The sequence below is a fragment of the Streptomyces sp. NPDC048057 genome, from assembly GCF_040653095.1.
Lineage (GTDB): Bacteria > Actinomycetota > Actinomycetes > Streptomycetales > Streptomycetaceae > Streptomyces.
Genome location: NZ_JBEZNF010000003.1, coordinates 1 through 24,871, shown reverse-complemented (window position 1 = coordinate 24,871; position 24,871 = coordinate 1). Strand labels below are relative to the sequence as shown.

Annotated in this window: 19 protein-coding genes, 1 rRNA gene and 1 pseudogene; 6 read left to right on the top strand and 15 right to left on the bottom strand. The window is 73.2% G+C overall.

The window, feature by feature from the left end:
* Window positions 1–555: 555 nt before the first annotated feature.
* The 4 genes from ald to AB0E05_RS03725 form a co-directional block, all read right to left on the bottom strand.
* A complete protein-coding gene (gene ald / locus AB0E05_RS03740; RefSeq protein WP_361959051.1) occupies window positions 556–1,671 on the bottom strand; it encodes an alanine dehydrogenase in 1,116 nt (371 codons plus the stop codon).
* Between the two features lie 145 nt (window positions 1,672–1,816).
* Window positions 1,817–4,027, bottom strand: coding sequence for a tetratricopeptide repeat protein (locus AB0E05_RS03735; RefSeq protein ID WP_361959048.1), 2,211 nt, complete (start codon window positions 4,025–4,027; stop codon window positions 1,817–1,819).
* Window positions 4,028–4,241: 214 nt separating this feature from the next.
* Window positions 4,242–4,901, bottom strand: a complete 660-nt coding sequence (locus AB0E05_RS03730) for an NUDIX hydrolase (protein WP_361958229.1) — start codon at window positions 4,899–4,901, stop codon at window positions 4,242–4,244.
* An 81-nt stretch (window positions 4,902–4,982) separates the two neighbouring features.
* Window positions 4,983–6,632, bottom strand: a complete 1,650-nt coding sequence (locus tag AB0E05_RS03725) for a CTP synthase (RefSeq protein WP_361958226.1) — start codon at window positions 6,630–6,632, stop codon at window positions 4,983–4,985.
* 610 nt (window positions 6,633–7,242) lie between these two features.
* Here AB0E05_RS03725 and AB0E05_RS03720 point away from each other — a divergent pair.
* Both AB0E05_RS03720 and AB0E05_RS03715 read left to right on the top strand, forming a co-directional pair.
* Window positions 7,243–9,051, top strand: coding sequence for a glycoside hydrolase family 15 protein (locus AB0E05_RS03720; RefSeq protein ID WP_361959045.1), 1,809 nt, complete (start codon window positions 7,243–7,245; stop codon window positions 9,049–9,051).
* A 45-nt stretch (window positions 9,052–9,096) separates the two neighbouring features.
* Entirely contained in the window at window positions 9,097–10,734 is a 1,638-nt protein-coding gene (locus tag AB0E05_RS03715; RefSeq protein WP_361958223.1) for a PucR family transcriptional regulator, read from the top strand.
* A 570-nt stretch (window positions 10,735–11,304) separates the two neighbouring features.
* On the opposite strand, the gene AB0E05_RS03710 is transcribed toward AB0E05_RS03715, so the two are convergent.
* The 6 genes from AB0E05_RS03710 to AB0E05_RS03685 form a co-directional block, all read right to left on the bottom strand.
* Complete coding sequence (locus AB0E05_RS03710) at window positions 11,305–12,414, bottom strand: glycosyltransferase family 4 protein (protein ID WP_361958220.1); 1,110 nt, start codon at window positions 12,412–12,414, stop codon at window positions 11,305–11,307.
* A 78-nt stretch (window positions 12,415–12,492) separates the two neighbouring features.
* Complete coding sequence (locus tag AB0E05_RS03705; protein ID WP_361958217.1) at window positions 12,493–13,296, bottom strand: hypothetical protein; 804 nt, start codon at window positions 13,294–13,296, stop codon at window positions 12,493–12,495.
* Window positions 13,293–15,035: a DNA repair protein RecN gene (gene recN, locus AB0E05_RS03700; RefSeq protein WP_361958214.1), complete on the bottom strand. Its 1,743-nt coding sequence runs from the start codon at window positions 15,033–15,035 to the stop codon at window positions 13,293–13,295. The genes AB0E05_RS03705 and recN overlap by 4 nt, the downstream gene beginning before the upstream one ends.
* Before the next feature lie 259 nt (window positions 15,036–15,294).
* Entirely contained in the window at window positions 15,295–16,215 is a 921-nt protein-coding gene (locus AB0E05_RS03695) for an NAD kinase (protein WP_361958211.1), read from the bottom strand.
* A gap of 11 nt (window positions 16,216–16,226) precedes the next feature.
* Window positions 16,227–17,042 (bottom strand): TlyA family RNA methyltransferase, encoded by an 816-nt coding sequence (locus AB0E05_RS03690; RefSeq protein WP_361958208.1) that lies wholly within the window; start codon window positions 17,040–17,042, stop codon window positions 16,227–16,229.
* 7 nt (window positions 17,043–17,049) lie between these two features.
* On the bottom strand, window positions 17,050–17,376 hold the full coding sequence (locus AB0E05_RS03685; RefSeq protein WP_361958205.1) for a hypothetical protein: 327 nt from the start codon (window positions 17,374–17,376) through the stop codon (window positions 17,050–17,052).
* A gap of 42 nt (window positions 17,377–17,418) precedes the next feature.
* On the opposite strand from AB0E05_RS03685, the gene AB0E05_RS03680 reads away from it, so the two are divergent.
* On the top strand, window positions 17,419–17,766 hold the full coding sequence (locus AB0E05_RS03680) for an SCP2 sterol-binding domain-containing protein (RefSeq protein ID WP_361958202.1): 348 nt from the start codon (window positions 17,419–17,421) through the stop codon (window positions 17,764–17,766).
* Between the two features lie 5 nt (window positions 17,767–17,771).
* A pseudogene (locus AB0E05_RS03675) lies at window positions 17,772–18,115 on the top strand (IS5/IS1182 family transposase); the annotation flags it as partial.
* Here AB0E05_RS03675 and AB0E05_RS03670 read toward each other — a convergent pair.
* The 3 genes from AB0E05_RS03670 to AB0E05_RS03660 form a co-directional block, all read right to left on the bottom strand.
* Window positions 18,078–18,944 (bottom strand): isocitrate lyase/phosphoenolpyruvate mutase family protein, encoded by an 867-nt coding sequence (locus AB0E05_RS03670; RefSeq protein WP_361959042.1) that lies wholly within the window; start codon window positions 18,942–18,944, stop codon window positions 18,078–18,080. The pseudogene AB0E05_RS03675 and the gene AB0E05_RS03670 sit on opposite strands and share 38 nt — an antisense overlap.
* A gap of 80 nt (window positions 18,945–19,024) precedes the next feature.
* The gene (locus tag AB0E05_RS03665; protein ID WP_361958199.1) at window positions 19,025–19,861 is read right to left on the bottom strand and encodes an ABC transporter ATP-binding protein; all 837 of its coding nucleotides are present in this window, start codon (window positions 19,859–19,861) and stop codon (window positions 19,025–19,027) included.
* Window positions 19,862–19,985: 124 nt separating this feature from the next.
* Entirely contained in the window at window positions 19,986–21,083 is a 1,098-nt protein-coding gene (locus tag AB0E05_RS03660) for an HAD hydrolase-like protein (protein ID WP_361958196.1), read from the bottom strand.
* A 72-nt stretch (window positions 21,084–21,155) separates the two neighbouring features.
* Between AB0E05_RS03660 and AB0E05_RS03655 the strand changes: the two genes are divergently transcribed.
* Window positions 21,156–22,436 (top strand): DUF1015 domain-containing protein, encoded by a 1,281-nt coding sequence (locus tag AB0E05_RS03655; protein ID WP_361958193.1) that lies wholly within the window; start codon window positions 21,156–21,158, stop codon window positions 22,434–22,436.
* Between the two features lie 71 nt (window positions 22,437–22,507).
* Here the strand turns inward: AB0E05_RS03655 and AB0E05_RS03650 are convergent, their stop codons facing one another.
* Window positions 22,508–23,281, bottom strand: a complete 774-nt coding sequence (locus AB0E05_RS03650) for a hypothetical protein (protein WP_361958190.1) — start codon at window positions 23,279–23,281, stop codon at window positions 22,508–22,510.
* A gap of 171 nt (window positions 23,282–23,452) precedes the next feature.
* On the opposite strand from AB0E05_RS03650, the gene AB0E05_RS03645 reads away from it, so the two are divergent.
* Window positions 23,453–24,559: a hypothetical protein gene (locus tag AB0E05_RS03645; RefSeq protein WP_361958188.1), complete on the top strand. Its 1,107-nt coding sequence runs from the start codon at window positions 23,453–23,455 to the stop codon at window positions 24,557–24,559.
* Window positions 24,560–24,586: 27 nt separating this feature from the next.
* Here AB0E05_RS03645 and rrf read toward each other — a convergent pair.
* Window positions 24,587–24,703, bottom strand: a 5S ribosomal RNA gene (gene rrf, locus AB0E05_RS03640).
* Between the last annotated feature and the right edge of the window lie 168 nt (window positions 24,704–24,871).

Here is a 24,871-nt window from a genome sequence, read left to right as displayed (position 1 = left end):
GGTGACGGTCCGCACGGCGACGGCACCGACGGTTCCGGCGAATCCCGTGAACCCCCTGGAACCGACAGAGCCGACGGTCGTACGCCCGGACGCCGGGCCCGGACCCACAGCAGGCATCCCCGCATGACCACCCTCGAAAGCGGCGGAAGTAAATGTCGACTCATTCACAAGTCGTCTTACCTCCTTGGACATGACCAGGACTTTATCGATAGGTCAGCGTGGCACCATGCCGACGGTTGGCGACTCTATGGCGTGTCACCGCTCCGCAGCAACACAATCCACCGGACCCGACCTGATGTGTCGGCAACGGAACACCCTTCTGTCAAGGGCGCACGACCGTCGTGGTGTGACTCGGCCCACGGGTCCAAGGTGTGCACATCGACGCAAAGCCGGTGTTCGTGGCGAGTTGAACGATCCGGCGCGAGCGAGCACGCCCGCACACACGTCCGGCCGGACCTTGCAGGGGCAAGATCCGGCCAGAGGTGGGGTGTTGACGGTGACCGTTGACCGTCCGCAGCGAACCGGTTGAACCAGTCGCCGAGTCAATCAGTCGACTCAGCCGATGAGCGACGACAGCTCGACCTGCGGCAGGCCGTGCGCCTCGGCGACCGGGCCGTACACGACCTGGCCGTCATGGGTGTTGAGGCCGAGCGCGAGAGCCGCGTCACGCCGCAACGCCTCGACCCAGCCGCGGTTGGCCAGCTCGACGATGTACGGCAGCGTCGCGTTGGTCAGCGCGTACGTGGAGGTGTTCGGCACCGCGCCCGGCATGTTGGCGACGCAGTAGAAGACCGACTCGTGGACCGTGAAGGTCGGGTCGGCGTGGGTGGTCGGGTGGGAGTCCTCGAAGCAGCCGCCCTGGTCGATCGCGATGTCGACAAGGACACTTCCGGGCTTCATCTTGGCGACGAGCACGTTGCTGACCAACTTCGGCGCCCTGGCGCCGGGGATGAGGACCGCGCCGATGACGAGGTCGGCCTCGACGACGGCCTTCTCCAGCTCGTAGGCATTGGAGACGATCGTCTGCACCTTGGTGCCGAAGACCTTGTCGGCCTCCCGCAGCTTGTTGATGTCCTTGTCCAGCAGGGTGACGTGGAAGCCCATGCCGACGGCGATCTGCGTGGCGTTCCAACCGGAGACGCCGCCGCCGATGACGACCGCCTTGCCCGCGGCGGTGCCCGGGACGCCGCCCGGGAGCACGCCGCGACCGCCGGCCGAACGCATCAGGTGGTACGCACCGACCTGCGGCGCCAGTCGGCCCGCGACCTCGGACATCGGGGCGAGCAGCGGGAGCTGGCGGCCCGGCGTCTCCACGGTCTCGTAGGCGATCGCGGTGGTGCCGGACTCCAGCAGGGCGTCCGTGCACGCGCGCGAGGCGGCCAGGTGCAGGTAGGTGAAGAGGATCTGGTCCTTGCGGAGGCGGTGGTACTCCTCGGCGACCGGCTCCTTGACCTTCAGCAGCAGGTCCGCCGTGGCCCAGACCTCGTCGGCGGTGGGGAGGATGCGCGCACCGGCGGCGGCGAACTCCTCGTCCGTGATCGAGGAGCCCACGCCGGCGTCGTGCTCGATGACCACCTCGTGACCCTGGCGCACCAGCTCGTGCACGCCGGCGGGGGTGATGGCCACCCGGAACTCGTTGTTCTTGACCTCGCGGGGGATGCCGACCTTCACGTCGATCACGGTCCTTGGCTCAGGGGATGGGGGCAATTCCATATATCCCGTACACACACGGCACACGGGTACACACCGCGAGATAACGCGATGGAGCCAGTCTAATGAAGGACTTCCCGCTGTCTAGCCTTGCAAACCAATATTTCTATCGAGCAGCACTACGGATTTCGTAGGCAGACCCCTCGATTGCCCTTGCGGTCGCGGTGATGTTCCCCGCCGGGGCGGCCCCCCTGGCCTGCGCGTCGCCCGGGGCGGACGATGCGCCTCCTGCGCCTCCTGCGCCCTCTGCGACATCGGTGTCCTGAGCGGCGGCCGGGTCCTGCGCCCCCTCGCGCCCCGCCGCCACCGGCCCGCCCGCGGCCTCCTCCGTCTCCAGCAGACGCTCGGCCCCGGAGCGGTGCAGCCGGGCCGCCGCGGGGTCGCCGAGCCGGTCCAGGGTGTCGGCCAGCCTGAGCAGCAGCGCCGCCTGGAGGCGTGCGTCACCGGCCTGCCGCGCCCACTCCACCGCCTCGCGGCAGGTGTGCAACGACTCCTCGGGCCGCCCCGCGTACTCCTGTACCCGGGCCGCCTCACTCAGCGCCCGCGCCTGGGACGGGACGTCGCCCACCTTGCGGTAGCCGGCGACCGCCGCCCGCCAGCAGCGCAGGGCCTCGCCGTAGCGCCCGGCGTAGGTGTGCACCGTGCCCAGCCGCCCGTAGAGCCGGGCCTCGTCGGCGCGCTCCTGTCGCGTCTGGCGCTGGGCGAGCGCCCGCCCGTACCAGTCGGCGGCCCGCTGCCAGTCCCCCAGCTCCTGGTAGGCGCCGCCCACGGATTCCATCGCCCGGCAGGTGGCGTAGGGGTCCCGGGCGGCCCGGCCCGCGTCCAGCGCCGCCCGGTAGCGGGCCAGGGCGTCCTCCGTACGGCCGGTCTGCGCGTCCAGGTCGGCGAGGTTCAGCAGGGCCGCGGCGATCTCCCGGTGCAGACCGTGGCGCTCGGCGACCCCGAGCACGAGCTGGTGCAGCCCGTACAGCTCGGGGGCGGCGGCCTCGGTCCCCCGGTGCGCCGCCAGCGCCCGCACCAGGGCGGCCACCAGCCGTCGCGCCAGGGTGTCCAGCTCGCCGTCCTCGACCGCGACCCGCGCGGCGGCCAGCAGCGCGGGCTGTCGCGCCCGCAGCCAGCCGGCGGCGTTCGCCGCGTCCGGGAAGCGCAGGCTGCTCGGCAGCGCGCCCACCGCCTCGCGGGCCGGCGAGCCCTCCGGCTCGGTGACCGCCCGGCAGGACTGGAGCCGGCGCACGGCCCGCTCCAGCATCCGGGCCCGGGCGAGCTGCACCTCGGACGGCTTGTCGTGGGCGTCGATCAGGGACTCCATCAGCGGCACCAGGACGCCGGGCACCCGGTACCCCTCGCCGGCAGCGTCGTCTGCGGCATCGCGGTGCAGCACGCCGAGGGCGGCGAAGTTCCCGAGCGCGGTGCGGGCGTCGTCGATGGAGCAGCCGCCGAGCGCGGACGCGGTGTGCGCGTCGACGAGCCCTGCCGGGGCGAGCGCCAGCAGCCGCAGCGTGCGCGCGGCGGGCTGCGGCAGCGACTCGTACACCAGCCGGAAGGCGCGGGCGACCGGCCGCAGCGCCTTCGGCGCCTCCTCGTCGTCGGGCAGCGCCCGCAGCCGCTTCGTCGCGTCCGCGACCGACGCCTTGGGCCGGGCGGCGAGCCATCCGCCGACCATGACCAGCGCGGCGGGCTGCCCGGCGCACTCCTCGGCGACGGATTCCGCGGCCTGCGGGTCGACGGTGATGCGGACGGACCCGGTGTACGTGGCCAGCAGCTCGATCGCCGCCTTGGGGTCCATGCCGCCGAGCGTGCAGGGCCGTACGTCGGGGATGCCGGTGAGCGGCCCGCCGGAGACCGCCACCAGCAGGCAGTCGGGGTCCTCGGGCAGCAGTTCGTCAACCTGTTCCGCGTCGGCGGCGTCGTCGAGCAGCAGCAGGACCTCCCGGCCCACCAGCGCCTCGCGCACCGACTGCGACAGCTCGTCCGCGTCCGCACCCGGCGGGGCGGACACCCTCAGGGCGTCGAGCAGCGCGCGGGCGGTCTCCTCGGTGGGGACGCGCCGACCGTCCGGCTCGGTCAGCCGGGCGCGCAGCACGCCGCCGGAGTAGCGGTCGGCGAGCGAGCGGACGAGCCGCTCGGCCAGCGCGCTGCGCCCGGAGCCCGGGCGTCCGGCGATCAACAGGACCCGGGCCCTGGGCGCCTTGCGGCCCGCGATGGTGTCCAGCCCCGCCCGTTCCACGTCGGCCAGCAGGGAAGCCAACTCCCTTTGCCGACCGAAGAACTGACTCCGTGCCACACCGGGCGCGGCAGTCCGGCCGCTCCGGTTCACCGCCTGATCCGTCGCCTGATCCGTCACGGGCCACGCTCCCGTCCAGTCCGTGCACGAGCCGAGCCCGACGGGAATCCGCACGGGCGTTCCGAGCGTAGTTCACTCTCTGCAACGGATCGTGCGGAGCAGGCCCGACGGATCATCCGATCGGATCAATAACATCTACAGATCATCGGACCGGTAGGGCCGAACGGGGCGTGGTGACGCGGTCGGGTCAGACGGCGAAGGGGCGGGCCGGCCACGGCGCCTCGGCCGGGCGCAGCGCGTCGAACCCGTCACCGGCGCGCGCGGCAGCCGCCGCGAGCGCCCCGACCACCAGGCAGTTGTTGTGCAGCTCCCCCGCGAGCACGCCGCGCACCAGGTCCTGGAGCGGCACCCGCGCCAGCTCCATGTCGGCCTCCTCCTCCGACACGGCGTACCGCTCTCCCTCGGCGACCGAAAGATCACGGGCGAGGAAGATCCGCACGGCCTCGTCGCAGCCGCCGGGCGTGGTGTAGACGTCCACCAGGACCCGCCAGTCCTCGGCCTTGACGTGCGCCTCCTCGTACAGCTCGCGCTGCGCCGCGTGCAGGGGGTTCTCCCCCGGTACGTCCAGCAGTCCGGCGGGGATCTCCCACAGCCGCTGCCGTACGGGGTGGCGGTACTGGCGCAGCACGACGACCCGGTCCTGCTCGTCGAGGGCGAGGACGGCGACCGAGCCCGGGTGGACCTGGTAGTCCCGCCGGACGACCGAGCCGTCGGGCATGACCACGTCGTCGGTGCGGACGCTGGTCTTGTTGCCCTGGAAGGGGGTCACGCTCGCCGTGACGCGCCACTCCTCCGGCACGTCCACGATGGCTCCGGCCCCAGGCCCCGCCCCGGTCGTCTCGTTCATGAGTCGGTCCTCCCACATGCTCGATCGGGGTACGCGTCCCTTGAGTGACGCGTACCCCGATCCACCGTATCGCCTTGATCGTCAGGCGCCGGCCTGCCGCTGGACGGCCGCCTTCACCAGCCCGGCGAAGAGCGGGTGCGGGCGGGTGGGCCGGGAGCGCAGCTCCGGGTGGGCCTGGGTGGCGACCAGGTAGGGGTGCACCTCGCGGGGGTACTCGACGTACTCGACGAGCTTGTTGTCCGGGCTGGTGCCCGAGAAGACGATGCCCGCCTTCTTCTCCAGCTCGGCGCGGTACGCGTTGTTCACCTCGTAGCGGTGGCGGTGGCGCTCCTCCACGTACGGCTGGTCGTCGTACACCTCGCGGACGATCGAGCCCTCGGCGAGCTTCGCCGGGTACAGCCCGAGGCGCATGGTGCCGCCGAGGTCGCCCGCGCCCTCCACGTACGCCAGCTGCTCCTCCATGGTGGAGATCACCGGGTGGGAGGTGGCGGGGTCGAACTCGGTGGAGTTCGCGTCCGGGATCGCGGCGAGGTTGCGCGCCGCCTCGATCACGATGCACTGGAGGCCCAGGCAGAGCCCGAGCAGCGGGATCCTGTTCTCCCGGGCGTACTGGATCGCGCCGACCTTGCCGCTCACCCCGCGGTCGCCGAAGCCGCCGGGGATGCAGATCGCGTCCACGTCGCCGAGCTGCTTGGCGGCGCCGGCCGGGGTCTTGCACTCGTCGGAGGTGACCCACTTGACCTTGACGCGCGCCCGGTTGGCGAAGCCGCCGGCGCGCAGCGCCTCGGTCACCGACAGATAGGCGTCGGGCAGGTCGATGTACTTGCCCACCAGCGCGACCGTGACCTCGTGCGCGGGGTTGTGGACCCGGTCCAGCAGGTCCTCCCAGGTCGTCCAGTCCACGTCGCGGAAGGGCAGGTCGAGCTTGCGCACCACGTAGGCGTCGAGGCCCTCGGTGTGCAGCACCTTGGGGATGTCGTAGATCGACTTGGCGTCGATGGCGGCGACCACGGCGGCCTCGTCGACGTCGCACATCAGCGAGATCTTGCGCTTGATGGCGGTCGGCACCTCGCGGTCGGCGCGCAGCACGATCGCGTCGGGCTGGATGCCGATGTTGCGCAGCGCGGCCACCGAGTGCTGGGTGGGCTTGGTCTTCAGCTCGCCGGACGGGCCGATGTAGGGCAGCAGGGAGATGTGCACGACGAAGACGTTGTCCCGGCCGACCTCGTGGCGGACCTGGCGCACGGTCTCCAGGAACGGCAGCGACTCGATGTCGCCGACCGTGCCGCCGACCTCGGTGATCACGACGTCGACGTCGTCGGTCGCCATCCGCCGGATGCGGCTCTTGATCTCGTTGGTGATGTGCGGGATGACCTGCACGGTGTCACCCAGGTACTCGCCGCGCCGCTCCTTGGCGATCACCTGCGAGTACACCTGTCCGGTGGTGACGTTCGCCGAGCCGTCGAGGTCGACGTCGAGGAAGCGCTCGTAGTGGCCGATGTCCAGGTCGGTCTCGGCGCCGTCGTTGGTGACGAACACCTCGCCGTGCTGGAAGGGGTTCATCGTGCCGGGGTCGACGTTCAGGTACGGGTCGAGCTTCTGCATCGTCACCCGCAGGCCCCTGGCCTTGAGCAGCGCACCCAGGCTGGAGGCCGTGAGGCCCTTGCCGAGGGAGGAGGCGACACCCCCGGTGACGAAGATGTGCTTGGTCGTCATGGTGTTGGGCGGCATCGCCAAGAGGGGGCTCCCGTGGTCGCGAGGTGAGGTGCGTACCGGCGGCCCGCACCGAAACCCGCGCGGGGTCGGGGGGGTGCCGTCGTTGCGGTTTCGGGGCTGAGTCTCCCGAGGGTTCTTCCTCGGGCAGGCCACCGGTCCACGGGGTACCAGGGTATCAGCGCCAGGAGGAGGCCGCTTCCGGCCACGCGTCCGTGCACCCCCTGCCACGCTCCGTGCGCGCACCGCGGTCGCCGGCCGCGCAGGGCGCGCGCGACGGCCGTGCCTAGGCGCTGCGCCGGACGCCGTCACCCGCTGTGCATCACGTGTTCACCTCCGTCCCAACCGCCCCTCAACTGCCGCTCACCCTTGGCTCACTCGTTCGGATGACGCACGTTGTCAAGACCAGCACGCGGATGCCTCCGCTGCGTCGTATCCTGCTCGGACACTCGCTCTGCTGAGCGATGCCGAGGGGCGCGTGAAGCGCATCAGAGCAGGGTGGCGACGGACGACGGGCGGGACGGCTTGGTGCCGTATTTCCGCAGGTCAGAAGGGCCCCGTGCGCGCAAGGACGCGTCCTCGACCACAGCAAGCGCCCTACGGGGCGGACGTGGCCGTTCGACTGGAGATGCACGTGGCCGGGCGCATCGAGGATTACGCACTCATCGGAGACATGCAGACCGCGGCGCTGGTCTGCCGGGACGGCACAGCCGACTGGCTGTGCCTGCCCCGCTTCGACTCGCATGCCGTCTTCGCAGGACTCCTCGGCACCGAGGAGCACGGCTTCTGGAGACTGGGTCCCGCCCCGGCCGCCGGTGACCGGCCGCAGGCCGCCGACCGCCGCCGCTACCGGGGCGACTCCCTGATCCTGGAGTCCGAGTGGGACACCCCGCGCGGCACCGTCCGCGTGATCGACTTCATGCCGCCGCGCGACGGCGCCCCGCAGCTCATCCGGATCGTGGAGGGCGTCAGCGGACGGGTGCCCATGCGCTCCGCCCTGAGGATGCGTTTCAGCTACGGCCGGATCGTGCCCTGGGTGCACAAGGTGGACGGCCGCACGGTCGCCGTCGCCGGCCCGGACTCGGTGTGGTTCGACTCCCCCGCCGACACCTACGGCAAGGACCTCACCACCTACTCCGACTTCACGGTCGCCCCCGGTGAGCGGATCGCCTTCACCATCTCCTGGCAGCCCTCGCACCACCGGCCGCCGGCGCTCCCCGAGCCGGAGACGGCGCTCGGGGCCACGGAGGAGTTCTGGCGCGAGTGGGTGGAGCACTGTACGTACCACGGCCCCTACCGGGAGGCCGTCGTCCGCTCCCTGATCACGCTCAAGGCGCTCACCTACGCGCCCACCGGCGGGATCGTCGCGGCCCCCACCACCTCCCTGCCGGAGGAGATCGGCGGCGTGCGGAACTGGGACTACCGCTACACCTGGCTGCGGGACGCCGCCATCACCCTCTCCTCGCTGCTGCGCACCGGCTACCGCGAAGAAGCCCGCGCCTGGCGCGAGTGGCTGCTGCGCGCGGTCGCCGGCGACCCGGAGAACCTCCAGATCATGTACGGCATCGCGGGCGAGCGCGAGCTCGGCGAGGCGGAGCTGGACTGGCTGCCGGGGTACGAGGGCTCCACCCCGGTGCGCGTCGGCAACGGCGCCGCCCACCAGCTCCAGCTCGACGTGTACGGCGAGGTCACCGAGGCGCTGCACCTGGCCCACATGACCGGTCTGGCGCGCAACGACTACGCCTCCCTGCTCCAGCTCAAGCTGATCGAGTACCTGGAGAAGCACTGGATGGAGCCGGACGAGGGCATCTGGGAGGTCCGCGGGCCGCGCCGGCACTTCGTCCACTCCAAGGTGATGGCCTGGGTCGCGGTGGACCGCACCATCAAGCTCATCGAGGCCGGTGACGTCGACGGCCCGCTGGAGCGCTGGCGCCAGCTGCGCGAGGACATCCACCGGGACGTCTGCGACAAGGGCTACGACAAGGAGCGCAACACCTTCACCCAGTCCTACGGCTCCAAGGAGCTGGACGCCTCCCTGCTGCTGATCCCCCAGATGGGCTTCCTGCCGCCCGACGACAAGCGCGTCATCGGCACCATCGAGGCGATCCAGCGGGAGCTGTCCACGGAGGACGGGTTCGTGCTGCGCTACCCCACGGCCGGTGAGGAGGCCGGGGTCGACGGGCTGGAGGGCGACGAGGGCGCGTTCCTCGCCTGCTCCTTCTGGCTCGCCGACGACCTCGCGATGATCGGCCGGGTCGACGAGGCCCGCAAGCTGTTCGAGAAGCTGCTCGCGCTCCGCAACGACCTCGGTCTGCTGGCGGAGGAGTGGGACTCGCGGCTGGGCCGCCAGGTGGGGAACTTCCCCCAGGCGTTCAGCCACGTGCCGCTGATCGACACCGCACTGCGGCTGACGGCGTCGGGCGCCTACGGTGGCTAGCGACTGAGCACCGCAGACGTACGAGAAGCAAGGCGGCACGTTCCCATGGAGACCCCACCGGAGCCCCAGGGCGGCATCACCGTGAGCAGGGCCCTGGAGCTGCCCGGGCTGCGTGCCGGGCTGCCGGAGGTCGTCGCCGGCGCGGACCGGCTGCACCGCACGGTGCGCTGGGTGCACGCCGGCGAGGTGCCGAACATCGCCTCGCTCCTCAAGGGCGGCGAGCTGCTGCTGACGACGGGTCTGGGCCTGGGCACCAGACCCGCCGAGCAGCGCGCGTTCGTCAACCGGCTCGTCGAGCGGGGCATCGCCGCGCTCGTGGTGGAACTCGGGCCGCGCTTCAGCCGGCTGCCCGCGGCGATCGTGGACACCGCGCGGACCGCCGGGCTGCCGCTGGTCCAGCTCCACCGGGAGGTCCCGTTCGTCTCGGTCACCGAAGAGGTCCACACCGAGATCGTCAACGGCCACTACGCCCTGCTGCGGCGCGCCGAGGAGGTGCACCGCCGCTGTACGGAGGTGCTGCTCGACGGCGGCGGGGGCCCGCAGGTGCTGCGCATCCTCGCGGACTTCGCCGCCAGCCCGGTCTTCCTGGAGACGGTGAACGGCGAGCTGCTGTACGCGGCGGGCCCGGGCGGCGCGCCCGCCGCCGCCGATCCGCTCCAGGTCTGGAAGGGGCTGCGCGGCCAGCGGGAGGTGCGCGAGTCGCCGCCCGCCGGCACCGTCCTGGTAGACGTGCCCGGCGGCGGCCAGGGCTCGGCGTCCGTACGGGCCCGCCTCGTGCTGCCCGCCGTCGGCTCCCCGCTGCTGGCCGTGCACCGCATGGCCGCGGAGCGCGCCGCGGGGCTGCTCGCGGTGGTGCTGATGCAGGCGCGCCAGGAGGAGGAGCTGGCCGCGCGCGGCCGGGGCGACTTCCTCTCCGACCTCGCCGACGGCCGCATCGCGGTCGAGGAAGCGCCCGCGCAGGCGCGGGTCCTCGGCTTCAAGCCGGGTGACGGCCCGCTGCTGCCGGTGGTGATGCGGCTCTCCCCGCCCGCGGGCCCCGCGGGCACCTGGGCGGCGCTCGCCCACTCCGTACAGGAAGAGCTGGCGGCCGTGGGCGTGCCCGTGCTGCTGGGCGTACGACCGGTGGAGGGCCGGGTGCCGCTGCTGGCCGGTCTGCGTTCCGAGGCGGACCGGGAGGCGGTCGCGGACCGGATCGCGGCGGCGCTGCGCGCCGGCGTCGAGCGCGCCGGTCTGGAGCGGGCCGGCGCGCACCCCCCGGTCGTGGTGGTGGGTCGGGCCGTCGGCTGGTCGTCGGTCCCGGCGAGCCTGCGGCACGCCGCGGAGACGGCGACCGCCGCGCAGGGCCTCACCGACCGCCCGTGGTACGACGCCCGGCGCCTGGACACCGAGCTGCTGCTGTGGCGGCTGCGGGACCATCCGGACCTCGCGGCCTTCGTGGAGCGGGCGCTCGGGCCGCTGCGCGCGCACGACGCGACGTCCCGGCCGCCGCTGCTGCCGACGTTGGAGTCCTATCTGACACACGCGGGCCGCAAGGCGGAGACGGCGCGCGATCTGCATCTGAACCGTCAGACGCTGTACAACCGCCTGGCCCGGATCGCGGACCTGCTCGGCGCGGACCTCGACGACCCGCAGACGGTCCTGGCGCTCAGCCTCGCGCTGCGCGCCCGCCGCCATCTGCCCTGACGGGCCGGTTCGCGCCCCCCGGCGGCACCGTTCGGCCGGCGTGTCACCGCCCCGGGGCAGCCGCCCTCCCGCGGGCCGGTGGATCGTCGGTCGCGATGCCGGCGGGCTTTCGCAGACGCTGGGGCGTGACCGGAAAGTAGCGCCGTCCGCCCGATGGGCGGGGTCTGCGGCGTCCGGTGCGTGCAGTCGCAAGGCGGTGGGAGTCCCCCCGGCGAAGCCAGGGGGAGGTTTCCCTCGTACTGGACGTACGAGGGAAACCCGACAACGCAGCGACTGTGCGTGCCGGGCGTCGCGGGCCAGGCGGGACTTTCCGGACACGCCCTAGGTGTGTTGTCCCGGGACGTTGGTGACACACCCGCCGTGGCCCTGCGGGAGCGGTGGTCTTCGCGGCCCGGTGGTGGGTTCTCGCGCAGTTCCGCCCCCTGTGCCCTGCGGGCCTGGGCGTGGGAGAACCGCGCGGCAAGCCCACCTCCGGGCCAGGCGCCGTCACGGCGCCTGGCCAAGACGTCGGCAACGACAACGGCGCAGCCAGAAGGGGCACAGGTGCTCCGCCGCACCCCGGGCGAGGAGTCAGAGGGTCGGGGCGAGTTCGTCGTACAGGCTCAGCACCTGCGCGACCATCTCGTCCTCCGTCTGCCAGGTCGCGGCCTGCGCCCGCCCCGCGCGGGCCAGTTCGGCCCGCCGCGCCCCGTCGTCCAGCAGCCCGGTGACCGCGTCGGCGAGCGCGTCGGCGTCGGCGTACGGGACGAGTTCCGCGGCGGCGCCGACGAGTTCGGGCACGCCCCCGACCGCGGTGGCGACCAGCGGCACGCCCAGCCGCAGCGCCTCCTGGGCGAACAGCGAGCGCGCCTCCCACCGGCTGGGCAGGACCGCGACGTCCGCCGCGACCAGCAGGTCCGCGATGTCGTCCCGGCGTCCTAACAGCCGCACCGGCAACCCTTCGGCGTCGATGCGCCGTTGGAGTTCCACCCGCTCCCGCCCCTCCCCCGCGATGAGGACCAGCGGCATCGGGTCCAGCCCGAGGTCCCGCCAGCGGCCGGCCGCGTCCAGCAGGGTGCCGTACCCCCGGTGGGGCACCAGGCTGCCGATGGTCATCACCAACGGCCGGTCGACGACGCCCAGTTCGGCCTTCGCCTTGTCGGCGGCGAGGTCGCCTTCCATGCCGTCGGCGTAGTCGGCGCGGCGCGGGGAGACGGGGGCTGCGAGCGGGGCGAGTCGGGCGTCGCGCGCACCCCGGCGACGGGCCCGGTCGACGAGTTCGGAGCAGGTGCCGAGGACGACGGCCGCGGCCCGGGCGACCCGCCGCTCCAACATCCGCACCACGTGCCGGCGCGTCCCTTCGGCGTGGGAGCGGGTGTGCCAGGTGACGACGAGCGGCACCCGCAGCCCGCTGAGGGCCACGACCGCCCGCAGGGCCGCGTTCAGTCCGTGGGCGTGCACCAGGTCGGCGCCGAGGAACGCCGCCCGCAGCGCCCCCATCGCCACCGGATCGCTCCGTCGGGGCACGGGCGCGAAGCGGGCGCCCGCGCCGGGGAAGTCGTAGTCGCGCTCCAGCGCGGCGGGGCCGCACACGGTCACCCGTACGCCGCGTGCCACCAGCCCCGAGGCCAGTGACCGGACGTGCGCGCTGCTCCCCGCGCTGCCGCCGCCCAGCACCTGGACCGTACGCAGCTGTGTCACCCGTCAAGGATGCCAGCCCGTGCGGGCGTTACGGCAATGCGCCTGTATGGGGCAAGGGCCCGCACACCCGCGTATCACTCACACGGGTGAAGAGGTCGCATCGGTGGGGCCGCTGTGGGGGGACGTGCCGGCGACGAAGGCGCTCACTCGTTGCCCGTACGCGGCCGTAGCGATGAGGGCCGCCGCGTGCAGGGCCAGTCCGACGCGTCCGTTGCCGGCAGCGATCGCGGTGCCGAGCGCCGCACCGGCGGCGTGGGCGCCGGTGTCGCCGAGCATGGTCCGCTCCCCGAGGTCGTCGAGGGCGACGGCGGCCACCGAGCCCATCGCGGAGGCCGCGTACGCACCGGCGGCGCCGCCGCGCAACAGCCCGGGCGCCCCGGCCCCGAGGACGGCGAGCACGGCCCGCCCGGGGGCGACGTCCACCAGGTTCACGGCGTGCGCGGTGCCCGCTATCACCACCCCGGCCAGCACCTTGTCGACGGGCCGCCGCTTCAGCAGCGCGCCCGCGAGCAGCCCCGCCGCGCCGATGCCGACCAGCTTCACCGTCCCGCTGGTGACCTCGCCGTGGCGCAGTGCGCCGAGGTGGGCGCGGAAGCCGCGGCGCGGATCGCCCCGGCCGGCGACGTCGTCGTACGCACCGCACACGGCAGCCGCGGCCACGGCGGCACCGGCCGGGCCGCCGCTGGCGAGGACGGCTCCGCCGGCGACCGCGGGCCCGGCGAACAGGTCGACGCTGCGGCCGGCCCGGTTCTCGCGCCGCCAGCCGTCGGAGGTGTCCCCGACGACCCGGCGCAGCGTTTCGTACCCGGCCCGGCTGGCCGCGAAGGCCGTGACGAACGCCCCGGTCCGACTCGTCGGCCGCAGCGGCCCGAGCGGGCTCATCGGTCGCTCCGCGCCGTCGCGAGCAGTTCCTCGGCGTGGGCGCGCGCGGTCTGGGAGTCCTCCTGTCCGGCGAGCATGCGCGACAACTCGCGGATGCGGTCCTCGCCCTCCAGGACGGTGACCCCGCTGCGGGTGACCGAGCCGTCGTTCGTCTTCTCGACCAGCAGTTGCCGGTCGGCGAAGGCGGCCACCTGCGGAAGGTGGGTGACCACGACGACCTGCGCGGTCCTGGCGAGTTTGGCGAGCCGGCGCCCGATCTCGACGGCCGCCTTGCCGCCGACGCCGGCGTCGACCTCGTCGAAGAGGTACGTCGGCACGGGGTCGGTCCCGGCGAACACCACCTCGACCGCGAGCATCACCCGGGACAGCTCACCGCCGGAGGCGCCCTTGGCGATCGGCCGCGGCGGCGCACCCGGGTGCGGGGCGAGCAGCAGCTCGACCTCGTCGACGCCCTGCGGGCCGTACGCCACGGTCCGTCCGCCGACCTCGACGCCCTCGGGGTCCTCGGTCTGTCGGAGCGCGAACGACACCCGGGCGTGCGGCATCGCGAGCGACGCCAGCTCCTCGGTGACGGCGGCGGCGAACCGGGCGGCGGCCTCGGTCCGGGCGTCGGTGAGGGCCTGCGCCAGCGCGGACAGCTCCCCGCGCAGGTCGTCCCGTTCGGTGGTCAGCTCGTCGATCCGGTCGTCGTCGCCGTCCAGTTCGGTGAGCCGGTCGTTGCTCTGTTCGGCCCAGGCGAGGACGGAGTGGATGTCCTCCCCGTACTTGCGGGTCAGCCCGGTCAGGGCCGCGCGTCGCTCCTCGACGGCCGCCAGCCGCAGCGGATCGGCGTCCAGGTCGTCCGCGTATCCCGCGAGTTCACCGGACACGTCCGCCAGCAGGATGGAGATCTCGCCCATGCGTTCGGCCAGGGCCGCGAGCGCCGGATCGTGGGCCCGCACGGCGTCGAGCGCCCGGCCCGCGCCGGCGACCAGGGTGGTGGCGTCGACGTCCTCCGGGTCCTCGGGGTGGCCGGCGAGCGCGGCGTGCGCGACGGCGGCTGCGGAGGCCAGGGCCTCGGCGTGGCCCAGGCGCTCGGCCTCCGCGGCGAGTTCCACGTCCTCGCCGGCGCGCGGCTCGACGCCCGCGATCTCGTCGAGCCCGAAGCGCAGCAGGTCGGCTTCCTGGGCCCGCTCCCGGGCGCGCACGGTGAGTTCGTCGAGTTCGCCGACGACGGCCCGGAGCCGGCGGTAGGCCGTGGCGTACGCGACGAGCGGCTCGGCGACCGCGGCGCCGGCGTAGCGGTCCAGGGCCTCCCGCTGCCGCGCGGGGCGCAGCAGCCCCTGCTGGTCGGTCTGGCCGTGCACGGCGACCAGGTCGTCCGCGAGTTCGGCCAGCAGTCCGACGGGCACCGAACGCCCGCCGAGGTGCGCCCGCGAGCGCCCCTCCGCGGATACGGTCCTGCTGACCAGCAGCGCGCCCTCGTCGAGTTCGGCCCCGGCCTCCTGGGCGCGGACGGCCGCGGACCCACCGGCCCGCACCGCGATCCGTCCCTCCACGACGGCGGACGCGGCGCCGATGCGCACCAGCGCCGGGTCGGCCCGTCCGCCGAGCAGCAGCCCGAGGCTGGTGACGACCATGGTCTTGCCCGCACCGGTCTCCCCGGTCACCGCGGTGAAACCGGGGGACAGCTCGACCACGGCGTCGTCGATGACCCCGAGGGACCGTATCCTCATCTCCTCCAACACGGACACGACCATACGAGGTTTCGGCTCCGGCGCGCGACGCCGGCCCCGTGCCGCCGCCGTACGCGGCCCCGGTGGGGCCACCGGAGCGCCCTTGGCGAAGACCCCGCTCGGCTTCACCAGAACTGATGATCGGCGTGCCGCCGCCGCTCCCCAGGAGCGCGCCCGCCCCGCGCCCGGAGGGCAGTGGTGGCATCCCCACCGCGCCGCAGACGCAGGAGGCACGGCAACCAGCACGCCGCTCGGGCGCCACCCGAAGGCGAGCCGAGGGGGCTCACTGCGGCGGCGGCGCCCCCCGCCAACCGGCGATGGGCAGCGCGAACTTCGCCACCAGCCGGTCCGTGAACGAGGCGTGGTGCAGCCGGGCGAGCCGGACCGGCACCGCCCCGCGGCGCACCTCCACCCGGGCGCCCGGCGGCAGTTCCACCGTGCGCCGGCCGTCGCACCACAGCACCCCGTGCGGGGTGTGCTCCTGCACCTCGACGGCGAGGACCGAGGTCGGCGAGGTCACCAACGGCTTGGCGAACAGGGCGTGCGCGCTGATCGGGACCATCAGCAGCGCCTCGACCTCCGGCCACACGACCGGGCCGCCGGCCGAGAAGGCGTACGCCGTGGAGCCGGTGGGCGTCGCGCAGACGATCCCGTCACAGCCGAAGGCGGTCACCGGCCGGCCGTCGATCTCCAGGACGACCTCCAGCATCCGGTCCGGCGACACCTTCTGGACCGCGGCCTCGTTCAGCGCCCAGTCGCGGTGCACGACGTCGCCGTTGCGGTGCACCACGACGTCGACGGTCATGCGCTCCTCGACCTCGTACGCCCGCTCGACGACCCGTTTGACGACCCGGTCGAGGTCGTCGCGCTCGGCCTCGGCGAGGAAGCCGACGCGCCCCAGGTTGACCCCGAGCATCGGGACGCCGGAGGCGCGGGCGAACTCGGCGCCGCGCAGCAGCGTCCCGTCGCCGCCGAGGACGATCAGCAGCTCGCAGCCGTCCAGGGCGCCGGGCGTGGCCTCGGGCACGGTCTCCACGGACGGCGGCAGCGGCAGGTCAGCCGCCTCCGCCTCCAGCACGCGGACGCCCAGGCCGCTGCGCAGCAGCCCCTGCACGACGAGTTCGGCGCTGCGGATGGCCGCCTTGCGGCCGGTGTGGGCGAGCAGGAAGACGGTGCGTTCCGTGGTCACTGCGGGTGTGGTCACTGCCGGTGTGGTCAACGAGGTCCCTCCGCCACTGCGCGATCGACGTCCGCCGGATCCAGCTCGGGCGCGCCCGCCCTGAGCCAGAGGAAGTACTCGACGTTCCCGGAAGGCCCGGGCAGCGGGCTGGCGGTGACGCCCAGCACTCCCAGACCGAGCTGCGCGGCGCGGGCGGCCACCGTCCGCACGGCTTCCTTGCGCAGCTCGGGGCTCCGGACGACCCCGCCACTCCCCAATCTCTCCTTACCCACTTCGAACTGGGGTTTGACCATCACCACGAGATCGGCGTCCGGAGCGGTGCAGCCGACGAGGGCGGGCAGCACCAGCCCCAGCGGAATGAAGGAGAGGTCGCCCACCACCAGGTCGACCAGCTCGCCGTCGATGGCCTCCGGCGTCAGCTCCCGCACGTTCGTGCGGTCCTTGACGGTCACGCGCTCGTCGCTCTGGAGCGACCAGGCGAGTTGTCCGTAGCCGACGTCGACGGCGATGACGTGGGCCGCTCCGGCGCGCAGCAGCACGTCCGTGAACCCTCCGGTCGACGCGCCCGCGTCCAGCGCGCGCCGCCCCTCCACCCGCAGTCCGAGCGGGACGAAGGCGGCCAGCGCGCCCGCGAGCTTGTGCCCGCCGCGGGAGACGTAGTCGGGGTCGTCGTCGGCCGCGGCGACCACGATCGCCGCGGCGGTCTCGACCTGGGTCGCGGGCTTCGTCGCGACGTTCCCCCCGACGGTCACCCGCCCCGCGGCGATCAGCTGGCTCGCGTGTTCGCGCGAGCGCGCCAGGCTGCGGCGTACCAGTTCGGCGTCGAGACGGCGACGGGCGACTCCTGCCACGTTCGGTTCAGCTCCTGTGGTCGTGCGGGGGGCGGTGCGAGGGGGCGTGCTCGCCGGCGTCCAGCGCGCTCAACGTGGTGCGCAGGCCCTCGTGTACATCCTCGTACACCTCCAGGTGCCCGTCGGACGGGAGGTGGTCGACGTCCGCGAGGCGCTCCAGTTGCGCGTCCACCCCGGGATGTCCGGTGGGCGTCCGCGGTACGCCGAGGGGCGCGGGCGCGGCGGGCTCGGACTCCGGTGCGGGGGCCGCGGGCGCCGGCTGCGGAAGCTGGTCCACGGCGCTCGACGAGACGGCCGGCGGGCCGGTCGGTGCGTCGGCCGGTGAGTCGTTCATGCCCCGACGCTACCCCGAAGCCCTGCGGTAACGTCGATCACGATGGCCACGAAGGAAGAGTGCCGCAGCGCGCTCGGCAGACTCAGTGACAACCTGGCGCGGGCGGAGGGCGACGTCCGCAGCGCCACCGCGCTCGACCGCTCCCTGAGCTGTCACATCAAGGACCTGGACGTCACGTTCACGGGCCGGCTCGAAGGGGGCCGCATCCGGGTGGCGGACGACCACGACGGCCCGCCGCGCCGCAAGGCCGAGATCCGTCTCGCGATGACCGGCGACGACCTGGTGGCGATGGTGGACGGCGAGTTGGAGTTCGCGAAGGCGTGGGCGACGGGTCGGGTCCGGCTGGAAGCCGGCTTCCGCGACCTGCTCCGCCTCAGATCCCTGCTCTGACCGCCGCCGACACTCAGGGGCGAATCGATCGGAGCTTGGTCGGCGTGGACTCCGCCTCGTGTCGAGCCCACCAGCCACTGGCCCCGCTGATCACGCCGGGCCAGTGGGGCGACAGCCCGCAGCTGCTCCCCGTCCTGGAGCGCATCCGGGTCGCGCGCCCCTGGGCGGCCATCGGCGCACGCGGCACGACCACCTCGGGGGCGACAAGGCCTACAGCTCCCGTCGCAACCGCCGCTACCTGCGCAGGCGCCAGACCAAGCACACCGTCCCCGAGCCGAAGGACCAGCGGGCCTACGTCTTCCACGGCACCGTCACCGTGGCGGCGATCCGGCTGTGGCTGCGCTCTTGACCGCGTCTGAGTGCGGGAACTCGGCCAGGAGCAACGCGTTGAGCGTGGCGTAGTCGAATCCGCCTTCCAGCGTGGTCGTCGTACCTTTCTCCAGCAGTTCGCGGGCTGCCCGGCGGACCAGGCCGTACGCTGCCTCGGCGATGGCGGATCCCGCGCTGATGCGGGCGGCTCCCGCCTTCGCGAGCTCGGACACCGGGAGTGAGCCGGGGTCGGCCAGAACGTTCACCGGGAGGGGCTGAGAACTCACGAGTGTTCTGACCGTCTCGGCGTCCGGTGCGCCGAGGACGAAGATGCCGTCCGCGCCACCTGTCGCGTAAGCACGGGCGCGGGTGAGGGTTTCGTCCAGCCAGGCTGTGCGGTCACCGGGCGGCAGGCGGTGCGTGTCGATGCGGGCGTTGATGAACAGCGGGATGCCGGTCTCGTCCGCGGCACGGCGGGCGGCTGAGATCCGTTCGACCTGCTCGGCGACGGGGCGCAGGGTGTCCTCCAGGTTGATGCCCACGGCTCCGGCCGCGAGGACGCCCCGGACGGTCTCGGCCACGCCGGGCGCATCAGTTGCGTAGCCGCGTTCGATGTCGGCGGTGACCGGTACGTCAACAGCGGCCGTGATCCGCGCGATCGCGCCAAGCGCCCGGTCGCGGGTCATGTGCTCGCCGTCGCCGTGTCCGAGTGACCAGGCGACCCCGGCACTTGTGGTCCCGATCGCAGCAGCACCCGCGTCCGCCACCACACGGGCGGAAGCACCGTCCCACGCATTGGGCAGGACCAGCGGCGCGCCTGGTACATGCAGGGAACGGAACCTCTGTGCCACGTCAAGAAGTGTTGCCATGAGCAACATTGCACCATGAAGGTCAGAGGGACGATCGCGACCCACACCCCGTCGACATCGTGATCCGCCGGCAGGCCGGGTCAGCCCGCCTTCGCGGTCGTACGGTCCTCAGCGTCCCGTACGCCCCCGGTGGCACGCCGCCTGGCAGCCGGCACCACCAGGGGCGTACCGGACTCAGGGTCCTGAATCACCTGGCTGCGTACGCCGAAGACCTCCTCCACCAACTCCGCGGTGACGACGTCCTCGGGCGCGCCCTCGGCCACCACCCGGCCGTCGCGCAGCGCGATGAGGTGGGTCGCGTACCGGGCCGCCTGGTTCAGGTCGTGCAACACGGCGACCAGCGTCCGCCCCTGCGTCTCGTGCAGGTCCGCGCAGAGGTCGAGCACTTCGAGCTGGTGCTGGATGTCGAGGAAGGTGGTGGGTTCGTCGAGCAGCAGCAGCGGGGTCTGCTGGGCGAGCGCCATCGCGATCCACACGCGCTGGCGCTGCCCGCCGGACAGCTCGTCCACGAAGCGCTCCGCCAACTCCCCGACCCCGGTGGCCTCCATCGACTCGCGCACGATGCGCTCGTCGTCGGGCGACCACTGCCGCAGCAGGCTCTGGTGCGGATAGCGGCCCCGGGCGACCAGGTCCGCCACCGTGATCCCGTCGGGCGCGATCGAGGTCTGCGGCAGCAGCCCGAGGATCCGCGCCACCTTCTTCGCGGGCATCGAGTGGATGGCCTGCCCGTCCAACAGCACCTGGCCCCGCTCCGGCTTCAACATCCGCGACAGGGCGCGCAGCAGGGTCGACTTGCCGCAGGCGTTGGGGCCGACGATCACCGTGAAGGAGCGGTCGGGGATCACCACCGACAGCTCCTCGGCGATGACGCGCCGGTCATAGCCGAGGGTGACCGATTCCGCGGTGAGTCGCTGCATGGGGTCGTACTCCTGGATCGTGGGCCCACGTTCGACGGAGGGGAACGTCCACCCCCGTCCGCCGCCCGCCGAGCGACGCAAAGTTAGGTTAGCCTACCCTCCCGCCCCGCTCCCGGGCCCGGCGCTACAGCCCCAGTCGGGACAGCGCCTTGCCGGCGTCCGCCGTACAGGCACCGTCGCCGGCGGCCGACCACGCCGCCGCGCACAGCGCCCGCAGCCCGTCCATCGGCGCCCCGCCCTCGCCCCCACCCCCTCCGAGGCCCGCGTCCCCGTCGAGCACGAGGACCCCGTCCCGTACGGAAGCGTGCCAGCCCCCGCACGCGAACCCGCTCCCGGGACCGCCCGTCACCTCGGGCTGCGGCGTCAACAGGCCCCGCAGGTCCGCGTCCACGTACGTCGGACGGTGCCGCGGCTCGGCCGCCAACAGCCGCGCCGCGTCCGTCACCCCGGTCAGCACCAGCAGCGAGTCCACGTCCCCGTTGAACGCCCCCTCGATGTCCGTGTCCAACCGGTCCCCCACCACCAGCGGCCGGCGTGCCCCCGTCCGCAGGACCGTCTCCCGGTGCATCGGCGGCAACGGCTTGCCCGCCACCTGCGGCTCGGCCCCCGTCGCGATCCGCACCACCTCCACGGCCGCGCCGTTGCCCGGCGCGATCCCCCGGGCGCTCGGGATCGTCAGGTCCGTGTTCGACGCGTACCACGGCACGCCCCGCGCGATCGCGTAGCACGCCTCCGCGAACCGCCCCCACGGCAACTCGGGCCCCCCGTACCCCTGCACCACCGCCGCCGGGTCGTCGTCGGCCGACTCCACGGGCACCAGGCCGCGCTCCCGCAGCGCCACCCGCAGCCCCTCCCCGCCGATCACCAGCACCCGTGACCCCGGAGGCACCTGCTCCGAGATCAGCCGGGCCACGGCCTGCGCCGAGTTGATCACCTCGGCCGGCTCCGTCGGCACCCCGAGTTCGGTGATGTGCCGGGCGACCTCGTCCGGCGGGCGCAGCGCGTTGTTCGTCACGTACGCCAGCCGCATCCCCGCGTCCCGGGCCGTCAGCAACGCGTCCACGGCGTGCGCGATCGCCGCGCCGCCCGCGTACACCACACCGTCCAGGTCCAGGAGCGCGGTGTCGTACGCGGTGCACAGCGGCGTCGCGCTCCCACCCGGCCGGTCCGGCCGGGCCGACCGCTCCGACCCGTCCGACCGGTTCCCGTTCAGGGGACTCATCCGTCAACGCTCCTTACGTCGGTGTCACTCCCCCGATCATCGCGCACGCCCCGACCCACATACGATGCACGGATGAAGAGCGATGGTCCCGCGGCCAACGACGGCCTGCGCCTGATCCCCTTCCGTGGACTGCGCTACGTCCCGGAACGGGTGGGCTCACTCGCCGCCGTCACCTCACCCCCGTACGACGTCGTCGTGCGCCCCGACGGACTGCACCACCTCGAATCCGCCGATCCGCACAACATCGTGCGGCTCATCCTCCCGCAGGCCGCCACCCCCGAGGACCGCCACCGCAAGGCCGCGGACACCCTCGCCCGCTGGCTCGCCGACGGCGTCCTCGCCCCCGACCCCGAGCCGGCGCTCTACGTGTACGAGCAGCGGCACGGCGACGTCCTCCAGCGCGGGATCATCGGCGCCCTCGCCCTGAGCGAACCGGCCGAGGGCGTCGTCCTGCCGCACGAGGACGTGATGCCCGACGTCGTCGCCGACCGCGCCGCGCTGATGCGCACCACCGACGCCAACCTGGAACCGCTGCTCCTCACGTACGTCGGCGACGGCGACGCGACGGGTGCGACCGCCGTCATCGAGGAGACCGTCCAGCGCCCGCCGCTGCTGGCCACCACGACGGAGGACGGCTTCAGCCACCGCCTGTGGTCCCTCACCGACCCCGCGGCCCTCGCCCGCGTCGACGCCGACCTCACCCGCCGGCAGGCCCTCATCGCGGACGGCCACCACCGCTGGGCCACCTATCTGCGGCTGCGCACCGAGCACGCGCGGCCGGGGCCCTGGAGCTACGGCCTGGTCCTGCTCGTCGACACCGCCCGCTACCCGCTGCGCGTACGGGCCATCCACCGGCTGCTGCACCACCTGCCGACCGCGAAGGCCCTGGACGCACTGGGCGACGCCTTCCGCGTACGGCACCTGGACGGCCCGCTGCCCCGGGCCCTCGACGAACTCGCGCTCGCCGCGGCCGGGGGGAACGCCTTCCTGCTCGCCGGGGACGGCGCGTTCCACCTGGTCGACCGCCCTGATCCGGAGCTGGTGGCGCGCACGGTGCGCACCGACCGCCCCGAGGCGTGGCGCACCCTGGACGCCACCGTGCTGCACTCCACGCTGCTGGACCAGTTGTGGCGGATCCCGGACGGGCCGGAGCAGATCGCGTACATCCACGACGCGCAGGCCGCGGTCACCCAGGCCGAACGGCACGGCGGGACGGCGGTGCTGATGCACCCCGTACGGGAAGAGGTGGTCCGCGCGCTGGCCCGCGAGGGCGTCACGATGCCCCGCAAGTCGACGTCGTTCGGGCCGAAGCCGGCGACGGGGCTGGTGCTGCGGAGCCTCGCGCTGGAGTGACGGGCGCGCACGCACGCAAAAGGGCGGCCACTCGTCGGAGTGGCCGCCCTTTTGGTTGTCGAGCCGGTCGGTCAGCTCGCGTCGCGCGAGTCGGCGTCGGGGCCGGTGCTGTCGCCGTCGGCGTGGTCGTCGTCGGTCGCGTCGACGTCGGCGTCGCGGTCGCCACCGGCGTCAGCGGCGGCGACGTCGTTGCCCTGCTCCTCGAAGCCGAGGTCCATGGCGTCCACGAAGTCCACGCCGTCCAGCTCGGCCAGCCGGTCCGACGCGTCGGTCGACCCGTCCTTGTCGGCTTCGAGCGCCTTCGCGAACCACTCCCGCGCCTCGCCCTCGCGCCCGGCCGCCAGCAGGGCGTCGGCGTACGCGTACCGCAGGCGCGCGGTCCACGGCTGTACGGAGTTCGAGGCCAGCTCGGGGCTCTGGAGCGTGACGATGGCCGCGTCGAGCTGCTCCATGTCGCGCCGTGCACCGGCCGCGACCAGCCGCATCTCGACCTGTCCGGCCTTGTCCAGCTTCTGCACCTCGGCCTCGCCGGCCATCGCCAGCGCCCGCTCGGGCCGGCCGAGGCCGCGCTCGCAGTCGGCCATGACGGGCCACAGCTCGACGCTGCCGGTCATCCGCCGGGCCGCCCGGAAGTCCGCGAGGGCCTCGGAGTACTTCTGGGTCGCGTACGCGGCGAAGCCGGCGGCCTCGCGGACGGCGGCGACCCGGGAGGCCAGCCGCAGTGCGACGCGGGAGTAGCCGTACGCCTGCTCGGGGTCCTCGTCGATCAGCTTGGCCACCATGACGAGGTTCCTGGCGACGTCCTCGGCGAGGCCCTTCGGCAGGCTCTGGAGCTCCTGCCGCACGTCCTTGTCGATCTCCTCGCCGGTGACTTCCTCGGGGATCGGCAGCCGCTTGATCGGCTCGCGCTCGGGCCTGTCGCGGTCCCGGCCGCGGTCGTCACGGCGTCCGTAGCCGCCGCGGTCGTCCCTGCCGCGGCCGTAGCCACCGCTGGGCCGTCCACCACGGTCGCGGTCATGGTCCCGCCCACCGGGGCGTCCGCCGCGGAAGCCACCGCGGTCGTCGTCACGGCGGAACGAGGGCCGGTCATCGCGCCGGTCGTCACGACGCGGACCACGGTCATCACGCCGGTCGTCACGCCGGTCATCGCGACGGAAGCCGCCACCAGAACGGTCGTCACGACGGAAGGAGGGGCGGTCGTCCCGACGGTCGTCGCGGCGGGGCCCGCGGTCGCGGTCGTCACGACCACCGCGGTACCCACCACGGTCGTCATCACGACGGAACGACGGACGGTCATCACGACGGCCGTAGCCTCCGCCACTGGGGCGCCCACCGCGGTCGTCGTCACGACGGAACGAGGGCCGGTCATCGCGCCGGTCGTCACGACGCGGACCACGGTCATCACGCCGGTCGTCACGCCGGTCATCGCGACGGAAGCCGCCACCAGAACGGTCGTCACGACGGAAGGAGGGGCGGTCATCACGACGGTCGTCGTTGCGGCGGAAGGGAGGCCGGTCGTCCCGACGGTCGTCACGGCGATCATCGCGGCGGTCATAGCTGCGGTATCCGCCGCGGTCGTCGTCACGCCGGAACGACGGGCGGTCATCACGACGGTCGTCGCGGCGGGGCCCGCGGTCGCGGTCGTCACGACGGAAGCCGCCACCGGACCGGTCGTCGCGGCGGTCATCGCGCCTGTCGTCCCGACGGTCGTCGTCACGACGGAAGGAGGGGCGGTCGTCCCGACGGTCGTCGCGGCGGGGCCCGCGGTCGCGGTCGTCACGACCACCGCGGTACCCACCACGGTCGTCATCACGACGGAACGACGGACGGTCATCACGACGGCCGTAGCCTCCGCCACTGGGGCGCCCACCGCGGTCGTCCCGTGCACCGCGGTACCCGCCCCGGTCCCCGTCACGACGAGGACCACGGTCACGGTCGTCACGGCCACCCCGGAATCCGCCCCGGTCACCACCGTCTCGACGGCGCGAATCGCGCTCCGGACGGTCGTCGGGAGAGTTGGTGGACATCGACGTGACTCCTGTCTTCAGGTACTGCGGTCATTCTCGCGCACCCAGCGAAGGCACGCGCTCTGGCAAAGAAAAAAGACCCTGGGTCCAGCGTGAACGCTGGACCCAGGGCCCTGAAAGATTGTTCGGCGGCGTCCTACTCTCCCACAGGGTCCCCCCTGCAGTACCATCGGCGCTGAAAGGCTTAGCTTCCGGGTTCGAAATGTAACCGGGCGTTTCCCTCACGCTATAACCACCGAAACCCTATCGGTTTCGAGCGAACAAGCACACTCTTCACTTATACGTTCTGCTCAAAACGGCAACGGTCGTTGCCTCAGAACTAACACAGTGGACGCGAGCAAATATGGACAAGCCCTCGGCCTATTAGTACCAGTCACCTCCACCGGTTACCCGGCTTCCAGATCTGGC